The organism is Maricaulis virginensis (assembly GCF_027922185.1).
In the GTDB taxonomy this organism is placed as follows: Bacteria; Pseudomonadota; Alphaproteobacteria; order Caulobacterales; family Maricaulaceae; genus Maricaulis; species Maricaulis virginensis.
In genome coordinates this window covers 194,951-212,354 of the sequence record NZ_BSFE01000003.1, presented here as the reverse complement: position 1 = coordinate 212,354, position 17,404 = coordinate 194,951, and the positions used below count along the sequence as shown (strand labels likewise).

The following is a 17,404-nucleotide window of genomic DNA, read 5'->3' as shown; positions in this document are numbered from 1 at the left end:
CCTCGTCATGCGGCACATCCAGAGGTATCTAGAGGGGCAAGTAAACACTGTTTTCCGCAAGCAGGCCTGCCGGTCTGACGCGGGCAAGCCGGTCGTGACATGAACCGTTCCTATATCGCCGCCCTCGCCATTTTCGTCGCCGTGGTCCTCTTGTTCACTGTGGGGACGCTGCTCAATGGCGGCGCCGCCTCCCCTGACGCCGAACAGGCCGAAACCAGCCACCGTTTCGAGGTTGTGGTGCGTACGGTCGAGGCCCGGATGCGCCCGGCCAGCCTGTCCCTGCGCGGGCACACCGAAGCCTTCCGGGAGGTCGTCGCGCGCGCGGAAACCGGCGGCCGGGTCGCCGAAGCGCAACGGCTGGAAGGAACAAGGGTCGCCGCCGGTGACGTCCTGTGCCGGCTTGACGTCGACTCGCGCTCGGCTGCGGTCCAGCAGGCCGAAGCGGACCTGCGCGCGCGTCAGCTGGAATACGATGCCGCCGCGGAACTCAGCGAGCGCGGTCACCGCTCGGCCAACCAGGTTGCCGCCGCCGAAGCCGCACGCGACGCCGCCCGGGCCCGCCTGAGCGCCGCGCGCGAAGAGCTGGCCAACGTCAATATCGCAGCGCCCTTCGACGGGATTTTCGACGGCCGCGCTGCGGAAGTCGGCGACTTCCTGCGCGCCGGCGACGCCTGCGGCACCGTGGTGCAGCTCGATCCGATCCTGGTGGTCGCGGAAGTCGGTGAACGCCATGTCGCCGAGCTGGAACCCGGCATGGCCGGCTCGGCCCGCCTGGTCACCGGCCAGACGGTCGACGGCACGATCCGCTTTGTCGAACGCCGGGCAGACCCGGCCACCCGCACCTTCCGCGTCGAACTGGAAGCGCCCAATCCCGATCACGCCATCCGCGCAGGTATCACGGCGGAAATCCGTCTCGACCTGCCCGAGGAACCGGCCCATCGCGTCCCGGCCTCCATCCTCGCGCTCAATGCCGAAGGTGTACTGGGCGTGCGGATCGTCGAGGAGGGCAATCGCGTCCGCTTCGTGCCGGTGGAGCTGCTCAGCGATGATGGCGAGCAGGTCTGGGTCGCCGGCCTGCCGCGCCGCGCCGAGGTGATCGTGCTGGGACAGGACTTCGTGGCCGACGGGGTCGAGGTCGATGTCTCGCGGGAGGGAGCGGCCCGGTGACCGGCGTCGTCGACTTCGCGATCAATCGCGCCCGCATGGTGCTGGCGATCTTCGTCTGCGCCCTTGCCGCGGGCTTTCTGTCCTTTGTCAGCCTGCCGCGCGAAGCCGATCCGGACATCCCCTTCCCCTTCGTGATCGTGGTCGTGCCGCTGGACGGCATTTCCCCGGAAGACGCCGAACGCCTGATCGTGCGGCCCACCGAGACCGAGATGCGCTCGATCGAGGGGCTGGAGGAGCTCAACGGCACGGCGTCTCTGGGCGCCGGTACGCTGATCGCCGAATTCGACGTGCCCTTCGATGCCGACCAGTCCGTGCTGGACGTGCGCGAAGCGGTCGACATGGCCCGCCGCGAATATCCCGAGGATGTGCGCGAACCGGTGATCCAGGAGTTCAACTCGGCCCTCGCCCCGACCATCGCCGTGCAGGTCTATGGCGAGGCGCCCGAGCGCACGCTCTACCGCATTGCCCGCGACCTGGAAGACGAGATCGAGGCCCTGCCGCAGATCCTGCAGGTCGACGTTCAGGGCCTGCGCGAGGAAGTGCTGGAGATCGTCATCGACCCGGCCCTGCTGGAGACCTATGGCGTCACCTATAACGAGCTGTTCAACGCGGTGCAGTCGAACAACCGGCTGATCGCGGCCGGCTCGCTGGACAGCGGCGAAGCCCGTTTCCAGGTGAAGGTGCCCGGCCTGTTCGAGGATGCCGGGGATGCGTTGCGCCTGCCGCTGACCCGGTCGGGCGACACGGTGGTCACCCTGGAAGACGTCGCCACGGTGCGCCGTACCTTCAAGGATGCCGACAGCTTCTCGCGCTATAACGGCGCGCCGGCCTATACGCTGCAGGTCGTGCGCCGGTCCGGCGAGAACATCATGGACACCGCCGCCGCCGTGCGGGCGCTGACCAACGAGATTTCCGAAACCTGGCCGGAAACCGTCCGCCATGATTTCAGCCTCGACCTGTCCACCTATGTGCGTGACAGCCTGCAGAGCCTGACCTCGTCGATCATGCTGGCCATCGTGCTGGTGCTGATCCTGGTCGTGGCGGCGCTGGGCGTGCGCTCGGCCCTGCTGGTCGGCATCGCGATCCCGTCGAGCTTTCTCTTCTCCTTCCTGCTGCTGAGCATCTACGGGCTGACCGTCAACTTCATGGTGATGTTCGCCATGGTGCTGGCCGTGGGCCTGCTGGTCGACGGTGCCATCGTGGTGGTCGAATACGCCGACCGCAAACTCGCCGAGGGCGAAACCCGCAAGGCCGCCTATGCCGCTGCCGGCAAACGCATGTTCTGGCCGATCGTCTCCTCGACCGGCACCACGCTGGCGGCCTTCGTGCCCTTCCTGTTCTGGAACTCCATCCCGGGACAGTACATGGCCTTCCTGCCGCTGACCCTGATCTTCGTGCTGACCTCGGCACTGGTGATGGCGCTGGTCTTCCTGCCGACGCTGGGCTCGGTCTTCGGCCGCAAGGGCGGTGTGATGGACGAGACCTCCGCCGTCGCCCACCTCAACGCGACCGAGGAAGGCGATCCCGAATCCCTGCCCGGCTTCACCGGTGCCTATGCCCGCATGATCTCGGTGCTGGTAAAGCGGCCGATCTTCGTCAGCCTCGCCGCGCTGGCACTGGTCGTGGTGATTGTGATGAGTTTCGGAGCCCGCGCCTCGAGCATGCGGACCGAGTTCTTCCTCGATGCCGAGCCGGAACAGCTCTACGTCTTCATCCGCGCCCGCGGCAATCTCTCGCCGGCCGAACAGTATGAACTCGCCCTGGAGGCCGAACAGCGCCTGGAAGGGATCGAGGGCATCAAGGGTTATTACACCGTCGCCGGCGAACCGCCGGGCCAGTCGCCCTTCGACGGCACCGGTGCGGCTCCGGCCGACAGCGTGGCCCGCATTTTCGTGGAATTCGAACCCTTCGGACAGCGCCCCAATGGCCGTCTGATCGAACGCCGCATTCGCGAAGCCATGACCGGTATTCCCGGCGTCATCATCGAAGTGCGCCCCTTCCAGCAGGGCCCGCCCGTGGGCAAGGACATCCAGGTCGAGCTGCGCTCGGACGACGCGGCGGCGCTGGAACAGGCCGCCCGCCTGATCCGTTCCTATATCGACGCGATGGAGGGCACGACCGATATCGAGGACACCCTGCCCCTGCCGGGCGTCGAATGGCGCCTCGACGTGGATCGCGAAGAGGCCGGCCGCTTCGGTGCCGACGTCACCCAGGTGGGCGCAGCGGTGCAGCTGGTGACCACCGGCACGCTGGTCGGGCGCTACCGCCCCGACGATGCGGACGAGGAGGTGGATATCCGGGTGCGCTTCCCCGAAGGCGACCGCGACATTTCAAGGCTCGACGATCTGCGTGTGAACACCCAGACCGGCGCCGTGCCGATCTCGAACTTCGTCACGCGCGAGGCGCATCAGCGCATCGACTCGATCAACCGCCGCGACGGCAAGCGCGTGCTGATGATCCGCGCCAATGCCGATGAAGGCCATGCCGGCAATATCCTGCTGGCCGAGCTGCGGGCCTGGATCGACGAACAGGTGGAAAGCGGCGCCATCGATCGCCGGGTCGATATCGACTATCTCGGCGCCGACGAGGAGAATGCCGAAGCCGGCGCCTTCTTCGGCAACGCCATGCTGGCCTCGCTGTTCATGATGGCGGTGATCCTGCTCTGGCAGTTCAACAATTTCTGGCATGTCGTGCTGACACTGCAGGCGGTCGTGCTGTCGGTAGTCGGCGTGCTGCTGGGCGTGCTGTTGACCTTCCCCTACATCTCCATCCTCTTCCTGGGGACGGGCGTGGTGACGCTGGCCGGCATCGTCGTGAACAACAATATCGTGCTGATCGACACCTTCCAGCGCCTGCGCGGCCTGGGCATGGCCGTCGACGAGGCCATCGTGCGCACCGCTGCCCAGCGCCTGCGCCCGGTCATGCTGACCACGGTGACGACGATTTTCGGCCTGCTGCCGATGGTGTTCCAGATCAATGCCGACTTCGCCCATGGCGTATTGTCGATCGGCGGACCGGCTTCGGAATGGTGGGTGCAGCTGTCCTCGGCGGTGGTCTGGGGGCTGGGCTTCTCGACCCTGCTGACGCTGGTGCTCACCCCGGTCATGCTGGGCGCGCCCATGCGGCTGGGCAATTGGCGGCGGCAGCGAGCACGGGCAATCCGGGAATTCCTGGACATGTGGTACGGCAAGCGACGGTTCGGGATCCGAGAGGGATCGGGCCCCGCGGAATAGAGAAGATCAAGGCCACCAAACGGCCGGACTCCTCCAATTACGATTTGCCGGCGCTCGATTGCGACTTTCCGTCACTCAAGGTACCGGCATCGTTTCAGTTGGCTCACCGTCCTCTACGGCCACACCACCGGCCTGACGCTGTCGCAATGCGCCATGATCTGATCGTGCAGCCCCATGGCAGGCTTGGGGAGTTGAACGGTTACGACCTCGACGCCGGCTTTCCGCGCGTGTTTCATGGCCGGAATCATGTCCGTGTCGCCCGATACCAGTACAATCCGGTCTACGAGGCGTTCGTTTGACAATGTCGCGATATCGAGCCCGACGCGCATGTCCACGCCCTTCTGCTCGAAGATCGGGTCGAAGTCTGTATCGACAAGATCAACCGCAGTTTGCTTCAATGGCAGTGCCTTCGGTTTCCAGCCTCGAAACGCCAGTGTTCCACGGCGCACGGCGAAACGGTCGCGCTTTGCCAGATCGACCATCCATTTGTCTGACGCGGTAAATTGGTGCGGCCTGCCTGAAATGGGGAGGCTCTTCTGCCCACGATATTGCGGGGAATCGTAGTAGAGAATTCGAAGCAGATACTCGTCTCCTGCGACACATCCTCGCGCGAAAGCCTCGATAAAGTCTTTGTCGTATGTCTTGCGAGCCTGCTTTGCGCCAGCACGCAAATGGCCGCCATCGATCAGAATTGCAACCTTCATTTGCATAATGTTAAATGAAAACCCCCGGAAGACAAGCTATCCGGGGGCCTTCAGGATGATCGCCTCTGGAACGAGGCGGCTGTATGGGGAGGATATAGTGGGCAGCCGGCCCGAAGGTCAATGCTGGCGGCGTTCACAACATATTACCTCAGGAACCTACTCCCGGCTTACCCGCACCAGCCGGCCGTTTTCCTCGTCCGTGACCAGCCAGACAGCGCCGTCGGGCGCAACGCGGACATCGCGGATGCGCGCCTCCAGCTCGCCGAACAGCACCTCTTCACCCGCCACCGTGCCGTTCTCCAGATCGACCCGGCGCACATGGCCGGAGGGCACGTCAGCGTCGCCGGCAATCAGGGCTGCGACCAGAAGGTCGCCATCCCAGTCCGCAAACATGTCACCGCGATAGATCGCCATCCCCGCGGGCGCAATCGAAGGCACCCAGACATGGACCGGATCGGTCATGCCGGCATAGGTCTGGAACGGCGTGACCAGCGCGCCGGTATAGTCGACGCCATGGCTGGCAATCGGCCAGCCATAATTATTCCCTTCGGCCAGCACATTGATCTCGTCGCCACCCTGCGGCCCGTGCTCATTGGCGTAGACCGTGCCGGTGACCGGATCGACCACGACAGCCTGGGGGTTGCGATGGCCGATCGAGAAGACGCCCGGCGCCGCGCCCTCAAAGGCGGAGCCCAAGGGCGTTCCGTCATCGGCGAGGTGGACGAAGCTGCCGAAATGGCTTTGCGGATTCTGGGCCTGTTCGCGAAAATCGAAGCCTTCGCCGATCCCCAGCAGCAGGCTGTTATCGGCCAGAAAGGCAACACGCCCGCCATAATGGACATCCGTTCGCCGTCGAGGCGTGGCCGAGAACAGCGTCTCGAAATCCTCCAGCGCACCGCTCACCAGCCGCCCCCGGCCAAGATGCAGCGTATTGTCCCGCGGACGTCCTTCGGACCAGGTCAGATAGAGCCAGCCATTGGTTTCGAAATCCGGGTGCAGCACGACATCCAGCAGACCGCCCTGGCCGGAATAGAGAACCTCCGGCACGCCGGCGAGCGGATCGGACAGCGTGCCATCCGCCGCCACAAGGCGCAGACGGCCAGGCTTCTCGGTAACCAGCATGCGGCCATCGGGCAGGAAGGCGAGGCTCCAGGGGTGTTCCAGCCCCTCGACCCGGGTTTCCAGATGCATCTGGGCGTGTCCCGGCGCGGCGGCCAGCATCAGGGCCAGGCCCAGCACGATCAATTTTCCGGCCATCTCATCCCCCAAGCGAATTGTCGCCAATGACGTCACACTATAGGCTCGGCCCATCGCTGTTGAGCCCAATTCGGGGGACGCCATGGCCACGGCCCGCATGATTGCCGTCTACCTGCTCGCCGTCGTGACGGGCACCGTGCTCGTCAGCATCGCCAACACGCATGTCGTCCTGCAGGCCCTCGTTCGCGCCGGAGCGAGCATCCCCACCGCGGTCCGCCTAGACGCGATCCGGCAGGACCTCGCCGGTTTCGCACCCACACTCTTCGTGCTGATCCTCCTCGGCTTTGCCGTCGCGTTTCCGGTCGCGGGGCTGCTGGGCCGGGTCCTGGGCCGCGGCTGGCGGCGGCTGGGCTTCACCCTCGCCGGGGGTGCAGCCATAGCCGCCATCATGCTGGGCATCACAGCCTTCTACGGCCAGGTCCTCGACGCGACGATCACGCCGGTCGCCTCCTCGCGCGATCTGCCCGGCCTCTTGACCCTGTGCCTGGGCGGGGCCGCTGCCGGCTTTCTCTTTGCCAGCCTGAAGCCGCCCGCCCACACCGCGTCCCGGCGATAGATCGCATTCGACTCAATTCCGAGCGCGAGGACAGACCTCGCCTTAAGTCCGGCCGGGTTATGCACCTGTCTGGGAGGGTCCTCGATGGCACGTGTCCGCGAAACCATGCGCTCGGATCTGCGCAACATCATCAAGGGTGGCGCCACGTCGCGGATCCTGGACCTGTATTCGATCGCCCGGCGCTATGGCGAATACGACCGGCACAGCGCCAACCCCTTCTTCCTGCACCCGCGCCTGAACCGCTGCTTCATCATCAAGCACACGGTGCGCGTCCATGAACGCCCCTATGTGATGTCGTCCCAGCCGGTCGTGACCAAGGTTCTGGTGCCGCTCGCCGACAGCGACCTGTCGCTGGGCGGGCATGCCGTCTTCGTCGAGGAGATCGGCTTTGCCCAGAAGATGCGCACCCTGTTCGAGCGCCCGGACGAGCCGCACCTGATGGATCTCGACCTGATCCGGCTGCGCGAACTGGCCGCGCTGCCCAGTTTCGACCCTTTCATCCTGGCCGAACGCTATCGCGATCATGCCCGGCCGATCGACGATCTCTACTTCAACATTTCCGATCACGAGAAGGAGCGCATGGAGGATTCCGTGGCGCGCCAAATCGTCGACGTGGTCAGTCTCGCCTTCGGCGATCATTCCCAGCAGGACAAGGAACGCGCCCTGCGCTTTACCCGGCAATTGCTGGCCTGCGACCTGGACGGCCGCCTGAGCGATCTGCGCCGCTCGCTGGACATGACCGAGATGGAGTTCCGCTCCGGCATCTTCGGCTGGCGGGGCATCCTCTACTATCGCTATCACATGAACGAGGCGCTCTCGGCACTGAAAGGCTTCATCCAGCAGATCAAGGCGGTCTCGATCGTCGGCGCCAGCGAGCACGAGTATTCCGAGCTGCAGCACATGCGCCGCGCGATCATCGACGAGACCCGGCACCGCTGGGCCTGCCTGACGACGGTGATGGAGGAGTACGAGACCGTGTTCGGCCGCTTCTGCCGCGGCGAGGATGCGCATGGTTTCCGGAACTTCCTCCTGAAGGCGCCCTCGCTTTTCTACGATGTGGGCAGCGATCTTTCGGTGGTGGGGCATGTGCCCGGCTACTGGCGCTACTGGGCAAAGCAGAACTCCAAGGGCTTCCTGCACGCCCGCGAGGCGGTGACGCTGTTCTCTGACTTCATCGCCAGCGTGACCCGGACCGCTCCCGGCGCCAGCCATACCGGCACGGAAGCCCGCCGGCGCCTGCGCTCACCCATACCCCAACCGGTCGTCGTGACGACGGACGCGGCCTGAGACCGCGCCATCGTCCTGCCCGCCGGGGCTGCTGCCCACCGTTCAGGCAGCAGCCCCGCATGCAGTGGAATAAGGGGCAAGGTCATCCGATATTAAGCTGTTCCCGCTAGCGTTGCAGCGCTGGGGCAATCAGGACGGAATGGATGAGCGGGTCAGACAGAAGCAGCCTTCGCCGGATCGTGCGCGGCGGTGCAACACCCCGCATTCTCGACCTGTGGTCGATCCACCGCAAATACGGCCAGACCCTGGAATTCGCGGCGAAGCCCTTCTTCCGCAATGTGCGGCTGAATGCCAGCTTCATGCTGAAGCACACCGTTCGCCCGCATGACCGGCCCTATCTGCTGACGGAGAACCCGGTCGCCACCAAGCTGATCATCCCCGTCTCCGTCGACGATCTGGCGATGGGCGGGCATTCCTTCTTTGTGGAGGAAAAAGGTTTTGACCGCCGGCTCAAGGAATTCCTGGGCACCGGCTCGATCAATCCGAAATTCGAGGCCGACCTGCAGCGGGTGAAGGAACTCGCTGCAATGCCCTCCTTCGACCCCTTCCTCCTCGCCGACCGCTATGCCACCGGCGAGCGCCCTGTCGGCCGCTTCTATTTCAACATCTCGCCGGACGAGCAGGAAGCGATGCTGGGCCATGTGACGCGGCAGATATTCGGCATCGTCAATCTGGCCTTCAATGACGAGATCCTGAGCCCGAATGATGACCGCGCCCGCAAGTTTGCCCGCCAGCTTCTGGACGGCGAGGACAAACAGAAGCTGGTCGGATTGCGCGAAACCCTCGGCATGAGCGAAGAGCAGTATGAAGAGGGCATTTTCGGCTGGAAGGGCATTCTCTACTACCGCTGGCGCATCCGCGAGGCTCGCAACGGGCTGCGGCAATTCCTGGTCGAGCTGAACAATGTCACCGTTCGCGGCGCAACCTGGGAAGAGAACAAGGAAGTCAACGACATCCGCCGCGCCATCCTGAAAATGGCCAAGGATCGCTGGACCGCGCTGACCACGGTGATCGACGATTACGACGCCCAGTACACGCGCTTCTGCAAGGGCGGAGACCCGACGGCGATCCGCGACTTCCTGCTCAAGGCGCCGGCCTATTTCGGTCAGCTCGGCAGCGACCTCTCGGCGGTCACCCATGTGACGTCGTTCTGGAATTACTGGTGGACCGACCGGGAGAAGGGCAGCCTGTCGGCCGACGACGCGCTGGACATCTTCCCCAGCTTCCTGCGCTCGCTGACGCGCACCTCCGAGGACATCCACTACACCGACGTCCGCACGGCCATCTGACGGCCAGGCCCGGACCGAAGAATCAAGACGGCCGGTCCGCCTGGCGGGCCGGCCGTCCTGTTTTCTGCCTGCGCTATTCGACGGTGACGCGGACGAGGTTGTCGTCTGAATCTCGATCGATCAGCTTGTTGTAGGGATCGATACCGGCATAGAGCGGCTGCTCGTCGACGATGAGCTCGATACGCATCGTGGTCTCGTCGATCCGGTGTTTCTCCATGTAGAGCACGTGATCGCTGCCTTCATAGGCATCGTCGAGATTCTCCGAGAACAGGCCGATATCGATCATGTAGTCGATATCCTCCTCGGTCTGCTCGCCGGCCCCGTCGGCCTCGAACTTGTGCGCCTCGATCTCGATGGCGACATCCCAGCGGCCGTCCTCGCGCTCGCTCGCGGTCGCCGAAACGGCTTCCAGGTCGAACACGACGATCCGCTCGAAGAAGTCGTGGATCACGCTTTCCCATTCCGGCCCGGCTTCGGCGCGCAGGATCCGCAGGAAGTCGAGCGTGGTGGCATACGGGTCGGTGGAATAGGCCCGCTCGGCGATCAGCTGCTGCATGACGCGGTTCACCGCATCCTCGCCGAGATAATCGGCCAGGGCATACATGATCACCGCACCCTTGCGGTAGTGGATGTAGGGCTGGTTCTCGACCCGGTAGAGCGGCAATTCCTCGATCGACTCGGAGCCGCGAGCGGACAGATAGCTGTCGAGCTCGTATTTGAGGAAGCGGCGCATATGGTCTTCGCCATATTCCTCGCGCATCACCATCAGCGCCGAGTACTGGGCGAAGGTTTCCACCAGCATGGTGGCACCCTGCACATTCGCCCCCAGCACCTGGTGCGCCCACCACTGGTGCGCCGCCTCGTGCGCAGTCACGTAGTAGACATAGTCGATCTCCGACGGGTCCGAGAGATTGGCGATGAAGCCGATGCCCTCGGAATACGGGATCGTGTTGGGGAAGGACTGGGCAAAGGTCTGGTAGGCCGGGAATTCCAGGATCCGGAACTGCCGGTACTGGAAGGGGCTGAAATGCTCCGAGAAATAGGCCAGCGAGTCAGCCGATGCCTCGAGCATCCGGTCCACATTCCAGGCATGTTCCGGGTGATAGAAGACCTGGAGATCGATCCCGTCCTGCTCCTGCTCGGCCACCGCATAATCGGCAGAGAGCCATGAGTAGAAGTTCAGGATCGGCCGGTCCATCACGTATTCGAAGTACCGGCGGCCATTCTCCTCCCATTCGCGTTCCAGATAGCCCGGCGCGACGGCGATCTGGTCGGCCGAAGTCGACACGATCGTGCGGAAGGTGACGTAGTGGGACCCGGTCAGACCGTTCTCGTCCCAATGGCTTTCGTCCTCCAGCGGGAAGGCCCGGTCGATCGGCTCCAGTCCTTCACGCCGGCGTTGCTGGCGGTCCTGCAGACGCCAGTTCCCGTTGAAGCCGATATTGGCCATCGACTCGCCATTGTTGAAGAAGGTGCCGTTGTAATTGACCGTGCTGACATTGCCCGCATTGCGGAAACCGGGATTGGCCCGCTCGACCGAGAAGTCGAACGTGCGCGTCTCGCCCGGCTGCATCGGGGTGTCGAAGCGGAAGGAATAGGTCAGGAAACGCGGATCTTCCGCATCGACCTGCGCACCCTGCGCCTCTTGTGACAGCACTGTCGTACCGTAGCCATAGGAGATCCACAGCGTATCGATCGGGGCGTCCGTCTGGTTTTCCAGCACATACTGGCCCCGCGCCGTGTAGCGGCGTTCGGAGGGGTAGATATCCACCTCGTAGGCCGTTTCCACGATCGTCGGCTGATCGACATCCTCAAGGTAGAGATACTCCCGCTCATACTCGGCCTGCAGCCCGCGGAAGTCGTTGGAGGACAGATACTCGTTGCGGATATTCGTGTTGTAGAAGATCCAGCCGCCTGTACCGGCGATACCGGCCAGGGCTACAACGATCAGACCCGCTGTTGCCGGCGTCATGCCGCGACCGAATGCCCCCAGACGGGCAAGGATCGGCGACAGCGACCCGCGGCTCCAGAGCCGGTAGGACAGGACCAGCAACAGCAACGCCCAGAACGACCAGTAGGCATAGAACCACAGCGAAATGCCGAGGAAATGGCCATAGCCGTTCATGTCCGAATAGGGCGCACCGGGGGTGCTGCCATACTGGTAGAGATTATGGTCGAGCCCCATCTGCGACATCACGATGGAGACGATCAGGAAGACCAGCATGAAGGCCATGCCGAGCCAGCGATTGTTCATCAGCACCTGGGCGAAGATCGCCAGGGCCGCGAAAATCGCCGTCGGCAGGATCATCCCGACCAGGCCGCGCAAGGCGTACTGATCCCACTCAACCGGAGCAAAGCCCTGGATCATCTGGGATACGCCACCGGCAAGCAGGGCCAGGCCGATCAGGCTGACAACAACCAGGCAGAGCGCGAGGAATTTGGTCGCCATGAACACCCAGCTCGGTGTCGGCGTCGCGTCCACGATGTAGGAGAAGCCGACCCGGCGCTCGCGCCACATCACCTCCGCTGCGTAGTAGATCACCACGACACTGGGCAGCCATGAAAAGGCGCCGTTGATGACGTCGATCATGATCCGCGTCACCGGATAGTTCGGTGTGCCGTAATACTCATTGCCCAGGAAGAAGCCCGGAACGGTGTTGAGCAGCCCCAGGACCAGAAGAATCCAGAAGGCGACATTGAACACCACGCCCTTGAACTCGAAGCTCAGCCGGGCGAGGAATTGCTGGAAGGCGGCTCCACCATCGAGTTTCGGCGTCACGCGCGGCAGCTCGATTTCGGAAATGGCATTGGCCGCGCCGGACGGAGCAACTGCGCCAGCGGCCTTGCGGCCGGGAAGCTTGAAACTGCCCTGGCGGAAGCGGAAGGTCGCGACATTGATCGCCAGCAGCACCAGGCCGAAGCCGATCCAGAGCAGGCGGTTCTGCATCATCACGCCTTCGAACGCGACAACCCGCTCGTTCTGATCGAACACGGTCCAATAGCGTGTGACCTCGCCGAAGGTGTTGAAACCGAAGGGATCGATCAGCGCGAGCATATCGCGCAGCTCCGGTTGGGACTGGGACAGGCCGACACCGACAAAATAGAGAACCAGCAACGCCACGAAGGCCGCATAGGTCGCGATGGTCGAACGCGTGAAATTGGCGACCGTGAACAGGATCGTGCCGATCACCCACAGATTGACCAGCCCGAACACGGCAAAGAGATAGGGATACCAGGCGAGATTCGTCGGTCCGACCAGTTCCGGGTCGAGCCAGGGCATGACGCTGCCGGCGAGGAAGGCCAGCGGCACGGCCGAGAAGACCAGGGCCGTAATCACGAAACCGCCGATGAAGCGACCGAGCACGAAGTCGAATTCCCGCACGGGTCGCGAATAGAACAGTTCCGACGTCTTGAACCCGAAGTCCCGCAACACGCCGGACGACAGGAAGACCGTCGGTATGATCGCCCCGAAGATCGAGAAAATCAGGATGTTGATGGTCAGCGCATTGGGCGAGTTGATGTTGACGGATCCACCGCCGCCGACCTGGATCTGGTCGATCGTCACCCCGCCGAATACGAGCAGGAAGAAGATCGCGAAAATGGCAATGGATGCCGGCGAAAAGAGCTGAAACCGGAATTCGAATCCGGCGATTTTCCAGAGCATGGCTAAGCCTCCCTCGCGCCGCTTATGCAGCGTTGGCGGCCCGGCGGCCGTCGGTGATGGTGGCGAAATAGACATCCTCGAGATCCGGCGTCGCGGCTTCAAAACCCTCGCCCGGATCGGTATCCGACAGGACCCGCACAAGAACCTGGCCCATCGTCAGGCGTTCGGAAATCACATTGAGACGGGAGCGCACAGCCGGAAGCTCACCCTTGCTCACCGTCTTCGCCCAGACCTTGCCGTTCAGCTGGGCAATCAGCTCCGCCGGAGCCCCCTGAGCGACAATCTTGCCGCCATTCATGATCGCCATGGCCGGGCACAGATCGGCGACATCCTCGACGATGTGGGTCGACAGGATGACGACGACATTCTCGCCGATTTCGGACAGGAGATTGTGGAAGCGGTTGCGCTCCTCGGGGTCGAGACCGGCCGTCGGCTCGTCGACGATGATGAGTTTCGGATCACCGAGCAGCGCCTGCGCGATGCCGAAACGCTGGCGCATGCCGCCGGAATAGCTGGCCACCGACTTGCCGGCATGCTGGGTGAGATTGGTCTGTTCCAGCAGGGCTTCGACGACCTGCTTGCGTTCCTTGCCGTTCGAGATGCCCTTGAGCACCGCGAGATGATCCAGCATGGCGCGCGCCGACATGCGCGGATAGACGCCGAAATCCTGCGGCAGATAGCCCAGCACAGCACGCAGGGCCTTGGGCTCGCGCACGATGTCGATACCGTCGAACGTGGCCGTACCGCTGTCCGGCGCCTGCAGCGTTGCCAGCGTGCGCATCAGCGTCGACTTGCCCGCACCGTTCGGGCCGAGCAGACCGAACATGCCCTTGGGAATGTTCAGCGTGACGCCGTCCATGGCACGCACGCCACCCGCATAAGTCTTGGTAAGGTTGTTGATTTCCAACATGTCCCGTCACGGCCCCTGCGAGCCGCCTCCCCTGAAAATGGCAAAATTGGGGCAAGACTAGGCCTGTCCCGGATCGGGCACAAATGAGCCTTTGTACACAAACCCCACCAGAGGGACGGTTATTCCCCTTGTCCCCCCTTCATACGCGCGATGCCGGAAACCCGTGACGACAGGCCCGCGCAATTGTATGCGTCGGCGTATGGCACCACCGCTTCTCACCCTGCAGGGTATTCACCTCACCTTTGGCGTTACGCCACTGCTCGACGGCGCCGACATGCAGGTCGGCGAAGGCGAAAGGCTGTGCCTCGTCGGCCGCAATGGCTCGGGCAAATCGACCCTGATGAAGGTCGCCGCCGGACTGGTAGAAGCCGACGGTGGCGAACGCTTCGTGCACCCCGGCGCCACCATCCGCTATCTCGAGCAGGATCCCGACCTGGGCGGTTACGCGACGGTGCGTGACTATGTGGTCGCCGGACTGGCGCCAGGCGATATGGACTATCGCGCCGACTATCTGCTCGAACAGCTCGGTCTGACGGGCGAGGAAAAGCCGGACGTGATCTCTGGCGGCGAAGCCCGTCGTGCCGCGCTGGCCAGAGCGCTCGCGCCGGATCCCGACATCCTGATGCTCGACGAGCCGACCAACCATCTCGACCTGCCCGCCATCGAATGGCTGGAAAGCGAGCTGGCAGCCTGCCGCTCTGCTCTGGTGCTGATCAGCCACGACCGGCGCTTCCTGGAAACCCTGACCCGCAAGACGCTGTGGCTGGACCGTGGCCGCACGCGCCTGCTTGAAAAAGGCTTCGGCGCCTTCGAAGCCTGGCGCGACGAGGTGTTCGAGCAGGAGCAGGAAGAACTGCACAAGCTCGACCGCAAGATCGTGCGCGAGGAAGACTGGCTGCGCTATGGCGTGACGGCGCGCCGCAAGCGCAATGTGCGCCGTCTCGCCGACCTGCAGGATCTCAAGCGCCAGCGCGCGACGCATCGCGGCCCGCAGGGCCAGGTCAAGCTGGAAGCCAGCCAGGCCCAGGATTCCGGCAAGCTGGTCGCCGAAGCCCGGCATGTCTCGATCGGCTTTGGCGGCCGCTCGATCGTGAAGGACTTCTCCACCAAGATCGCCCGGAAGGCGCGGATCGGTCTGGTCGGCCCCAATGGCGCCGGCAAGACGACGCTGCTCAACATCCTCACCGGACAGCTTGCGCCGGATACCGGCGAAGTGCGCCTGGGCACCAAGCTGGAAATCGCCAGTCTCGACCAGAAGCGTCTGGCTCTGAGGGACGACTGGACCGTGTCGGAAGCGCTGACCCAGGGCGGCGGAAGCCAGGTCGAGGTGGCCGGCAAGACAAAGCACGTCATGGCCTACATGAAGGACTTCCTCTTCCCGCCCGAGCAGGCCAACACGCCCCTGCGCGTGCTCTCCGGCGGCGAGAAGGCCCGCCTGATGCTGGCCCGCGCCCTTGCCCTGCCCTCCAACCTCCTGGTGCTGGACGAACCGACAAACGATCTCGATCTGGAAACGCTCGATCTCCTGCAGGGGCTGATCGACGACTATGCCGGAACGGTCTTCCTGGTCTCGCACGATCGCGACTTTCTCGACCGGGTCTGCACCAGTGTCATCGTATCGGAAGGCGACGGGCGCTGGCGCGAATATGCCGGCGGCTATTCAGACATGCTCGCCCAGCGCGGCCGCGGTGTCTCGCCGGACGACCGCACTGGCAATGTGACCGCCGCCAAGCCGGCATCCGCTACATCGCCGAAGCCGGCAGCGCCAAAGCCAGAAAAACGCCGCATGGCGAACAAGGACCGCTATGCGCTGGAACGCCTGCCGGGCGAGATCGACGCGCTGGGCGAGACCATCGCCAGGCTCGAAGGCCAGATGAACGATCCGGCGCTGTTTGCCGACAGCACCCGCTTCGCCCAGGTCTCCCGGCAGCTGGCCGACGCGCTCGCCGAACGCGACGCAAAGGAAGAGCAGTGGCTGGAGCTGGAGGCCCTGCGCGAGGAGATCGAAGGCGAGGGCTAGTCTGCATGACGCATCAGGAAGGCGTCGAACCGGGGAACCGTGAAGGCAAGCTGCCCGTAACTGGGGGCGTAGATCATGCCCTTTTCTATCAGGTGCTGGCGCGTCGAATTGAGCTGGCTGGACGAGCCGACACCAAAGGCTTTCGCCACCGCACCGGGCCGGTGCTCGCCCGGTCCCAGCGTGGCCAGCGCCCGCATATAGTCCATCTCCTGGAGCGTACACCGGTCCAGGCGCATCTGGAAGAAGCCGCGATCCAGCGCCTCACGTACGCGGCCCGCTGCTCGCTCGACGTCGCGGCGGCGGATCGGTGAGGCTTTGGCAACGGCCCAGCAGCCATTGCCCCATTCCTGTATGAAATGCGGATAGCCCTCCGTCTCGGCCCACAACGCTTCCAGCGCCCCGTCTCCGATTTCCACATCTTCCAGTGCCAGCGTGTCGCGAAAGACCGTATCGGTCGCCTCGCGGCTCAACGGGCCGATCGTCTCCGCCATGAAGAGCCGCTCGGAATAGGAACGGCTCTCGCCCAGCTGCCGCAGTATGTTGGGCAGTCCGGCGCCTATCAGGATGACCGGCAGCCGCCGCTGGGCAATCCGGTGCATGGAAACGATCAGGGCATTGAGGTGCCCATGTCCGACGAACTGGAGCTCATCCACGATCAGTACGACAGCGGTGCCGGCATGCCTGGCCGCCACACCGACGGCTTCGAACAGATCGGGCAGATCGGTCTCGAGATCGCCGCTGTCGGCGATGCCCGGCTCGGGTTCGAATTCGATACCGACGGATCCGCCGGGAAAATCGATATTCACCGACCGGACGAGGCTGGCCAGCGCCCGGCCCGCCGCCCGTACAAACGTCCTGGCCTTCTCGATATTGTCGAGTCCGATCAAAACCTTGCGCAACTGGGCGACGAGTTGCTGCAGGAAGGGCCTGTCTGGCACCGCCTCGATCCAGGACACCAGACAGCCCAGACCTTCGGCCTGTTCGCGAGCCTCCAGAAGAATGGATGTCTTTCCGGTTCCGCGCAGCCCGTGCAGCACCAGGCTGCGCGCCGCCCGGTATTTCAGTGCCCGCCGCATCTGCGCCGTCATGGCCGCCACGACCGCGTCGCGGCCCGCCATCACGTCGGGCATGACGCCCGCTCCGGGCGTAAACGGGCTGTCCTCGGCCTTCACCTGCCACCCTCAAACTCAAGATTGCAGACGACAGAGTGGTCAACTCGGTCAACTCGGTCAACTCGGTCAACTCGGTCAACTCGGTCAACTCGGTCAACTCGGTCAACTCGGTCAACTCGGTCAACTCGGTCAACTCGGTCAACTC

At 64.0% G+C, this 17,404-nt stretch carries 11 protein-coding genes; 6 read left to right on the top strand and 5 right to left on the bottom strand.

Annotated elements, in window-relative coordinates; all coding sequences use genetic code 11:
- Positions 1-99: 99 nt before the first annotated feature.
- Positions 100-1,167 carry an efflux RND transporter periplasmic adaptor subunit gene (locus PKE71_RS07010; protein WP_271186237.1) on the top strand — a complete coding sequence of 356 codons (1,068 nt, stop codon included), beginning with the start codon at positions 100-102 and terminating at the stop codon, positions 1,165-1,167.
- Entirely contained in the window at positions 1,164-4,400 is a 3,237-nt protein-coding gene (locus PKE71_RS07005) for an efflux RND transporter permease subunit (protein ID WP_271186236.1), read from the top strand. Before PKE71_RS07010 ends, PKE71_RS07005 begins: the two co-directional genes overlap by 4 nt.
- 113 nt (positions 4,401-4,513) lie before the next feature.
- Here the strand turns inward: PKE71_RS07005 and PKE71_RS07000 are convergent, their stop codons facing one another.
- Positions 4,514-5,104, bottom strand: coding sequence for an NYN domain-containing protein (locus tag PKE71_RS07000; protein ID WP_271186235.1), 591 nt, complete (start codon positions 5,102-5,104; stop codon positions 4,514-4,516).
- 156 nt (positions 5,105-5,260) lie between these two features.
- A complete protein-coding gene (locus PKE71_RS06995; RefSeq protein WP_271186234.1) occupies positions 5,261-6,361 on the bottom strand; it encodes a PQQ-dependent sugar dehydrogenase in 1,101 nt (366 codons plus the stop codon).
- An 82-nt stretch (positions 6,362-6,443) separates the two neighbouring features.
- Between PKE71_RS06995 and PKE71_RS06990 the strand changes: the two genes are divergently transcribed.
- From PKE71_RS06990 to PKE71_RS06980, 3 genes are all read left to right on the top strand, one after another.
- On the top strand, positions 6,444-6,917 hold the full coding sequence (locus PKE71_RS06990; RefSeq protein WP_271186233.1) for a hypothetical protein: 474 nt from the start codon (positions 6,444-6,446) through the stop codon (positions 6,915-6,917).
- An 84-nt stretch (positions 6,918-7,001) separates the two neighbouring features.
- Complete coding sequence (locus PKE71_RS06985; RefSeq protein ID WP_271186232.1) at positions 7,002-8,204, top strand: hypothetical protein; 1,203 nt, start codon at positions 7,002-7,004, stop codon at positions 8,202-8,204.
- A 143-nt stretch (positions 8,205-8,347) separates the two neighbouring features.
- Positions 8,348-9,493 carry a hypothetical protein gene (locus PKE71_RS06980; protein WP_271186231.1) on the top strand — a complete coding sequence of 382 codons (1,146 nt, stop codon included), beginning with the start codon at positions 8,348-8,350 and terminating at the stop codon, positions 9,491-9,493.
- Positions 9,494-9,566: 73 nt separating this feature from the next.
- On the opposite strand, the gene PKE71_RS06975 is transcribed toward PKE71_RS06980, so the two are convergent.
- Complete coding sequence (locus PKE71_RS06975) at positions 9,567-13,157, bottom strand: ABC transporter permease/M1 family aminopeptidase (protein WP_271186230.1); 3,591 nt, start codon at positions 13,155-13,157, stop codon at positions 9,567-9,569.
- Positions 13,158-13,179: 22 nt separating this feature from the next.
- The gene (locus PKE71_RS06970) at positions 13,180-14,067 is read right to left on the bottom strand and encodes an ABC transporter ATP-binding protein (protein ID WP_271186229.1); all 888 of its coding nucleotides are present in this window, start codon (positions 14,065-14,067) and stop codon (positions 13,180-13,182) included.
- Positions 14,068-14,266: 199 nt separating this feature from the next.
- Here PKE71_RS06970 and PKE71_RS06965 point away from each other — a divergent pair, with 199 nt between their 5' ends.
- Complete coding sequence (locus tag PKE71_RS06965; RefSeq protein WP_271186228.1) at positions 14,267-16,087, top strand: ABC-F family ATP-binding cassette domain-containing protein; 1,821 nt, start codon at positions 14,267-14,269, stop codon at positions 16,085-16,087.
- Here PKE71_RS06965 and PKE71_RS06960 read toward each other — a convergent pair.
- Positions 16,084-17,217, bottom strand: coding sequence for an ATP-binding protein (locus PKE71_RS06960; protein WP_271186227.1), 1,134 nt, complete (start codon positions 17,215-17,217; stop codon positions 16,084-16,086). The genes PKE71_RS06965 and PKE71_RS06960 overlap by 4 nt on opposite strands.
- Between the last annotated feature and the right edge of the window lie 187 nt (positions 17,218-17,404).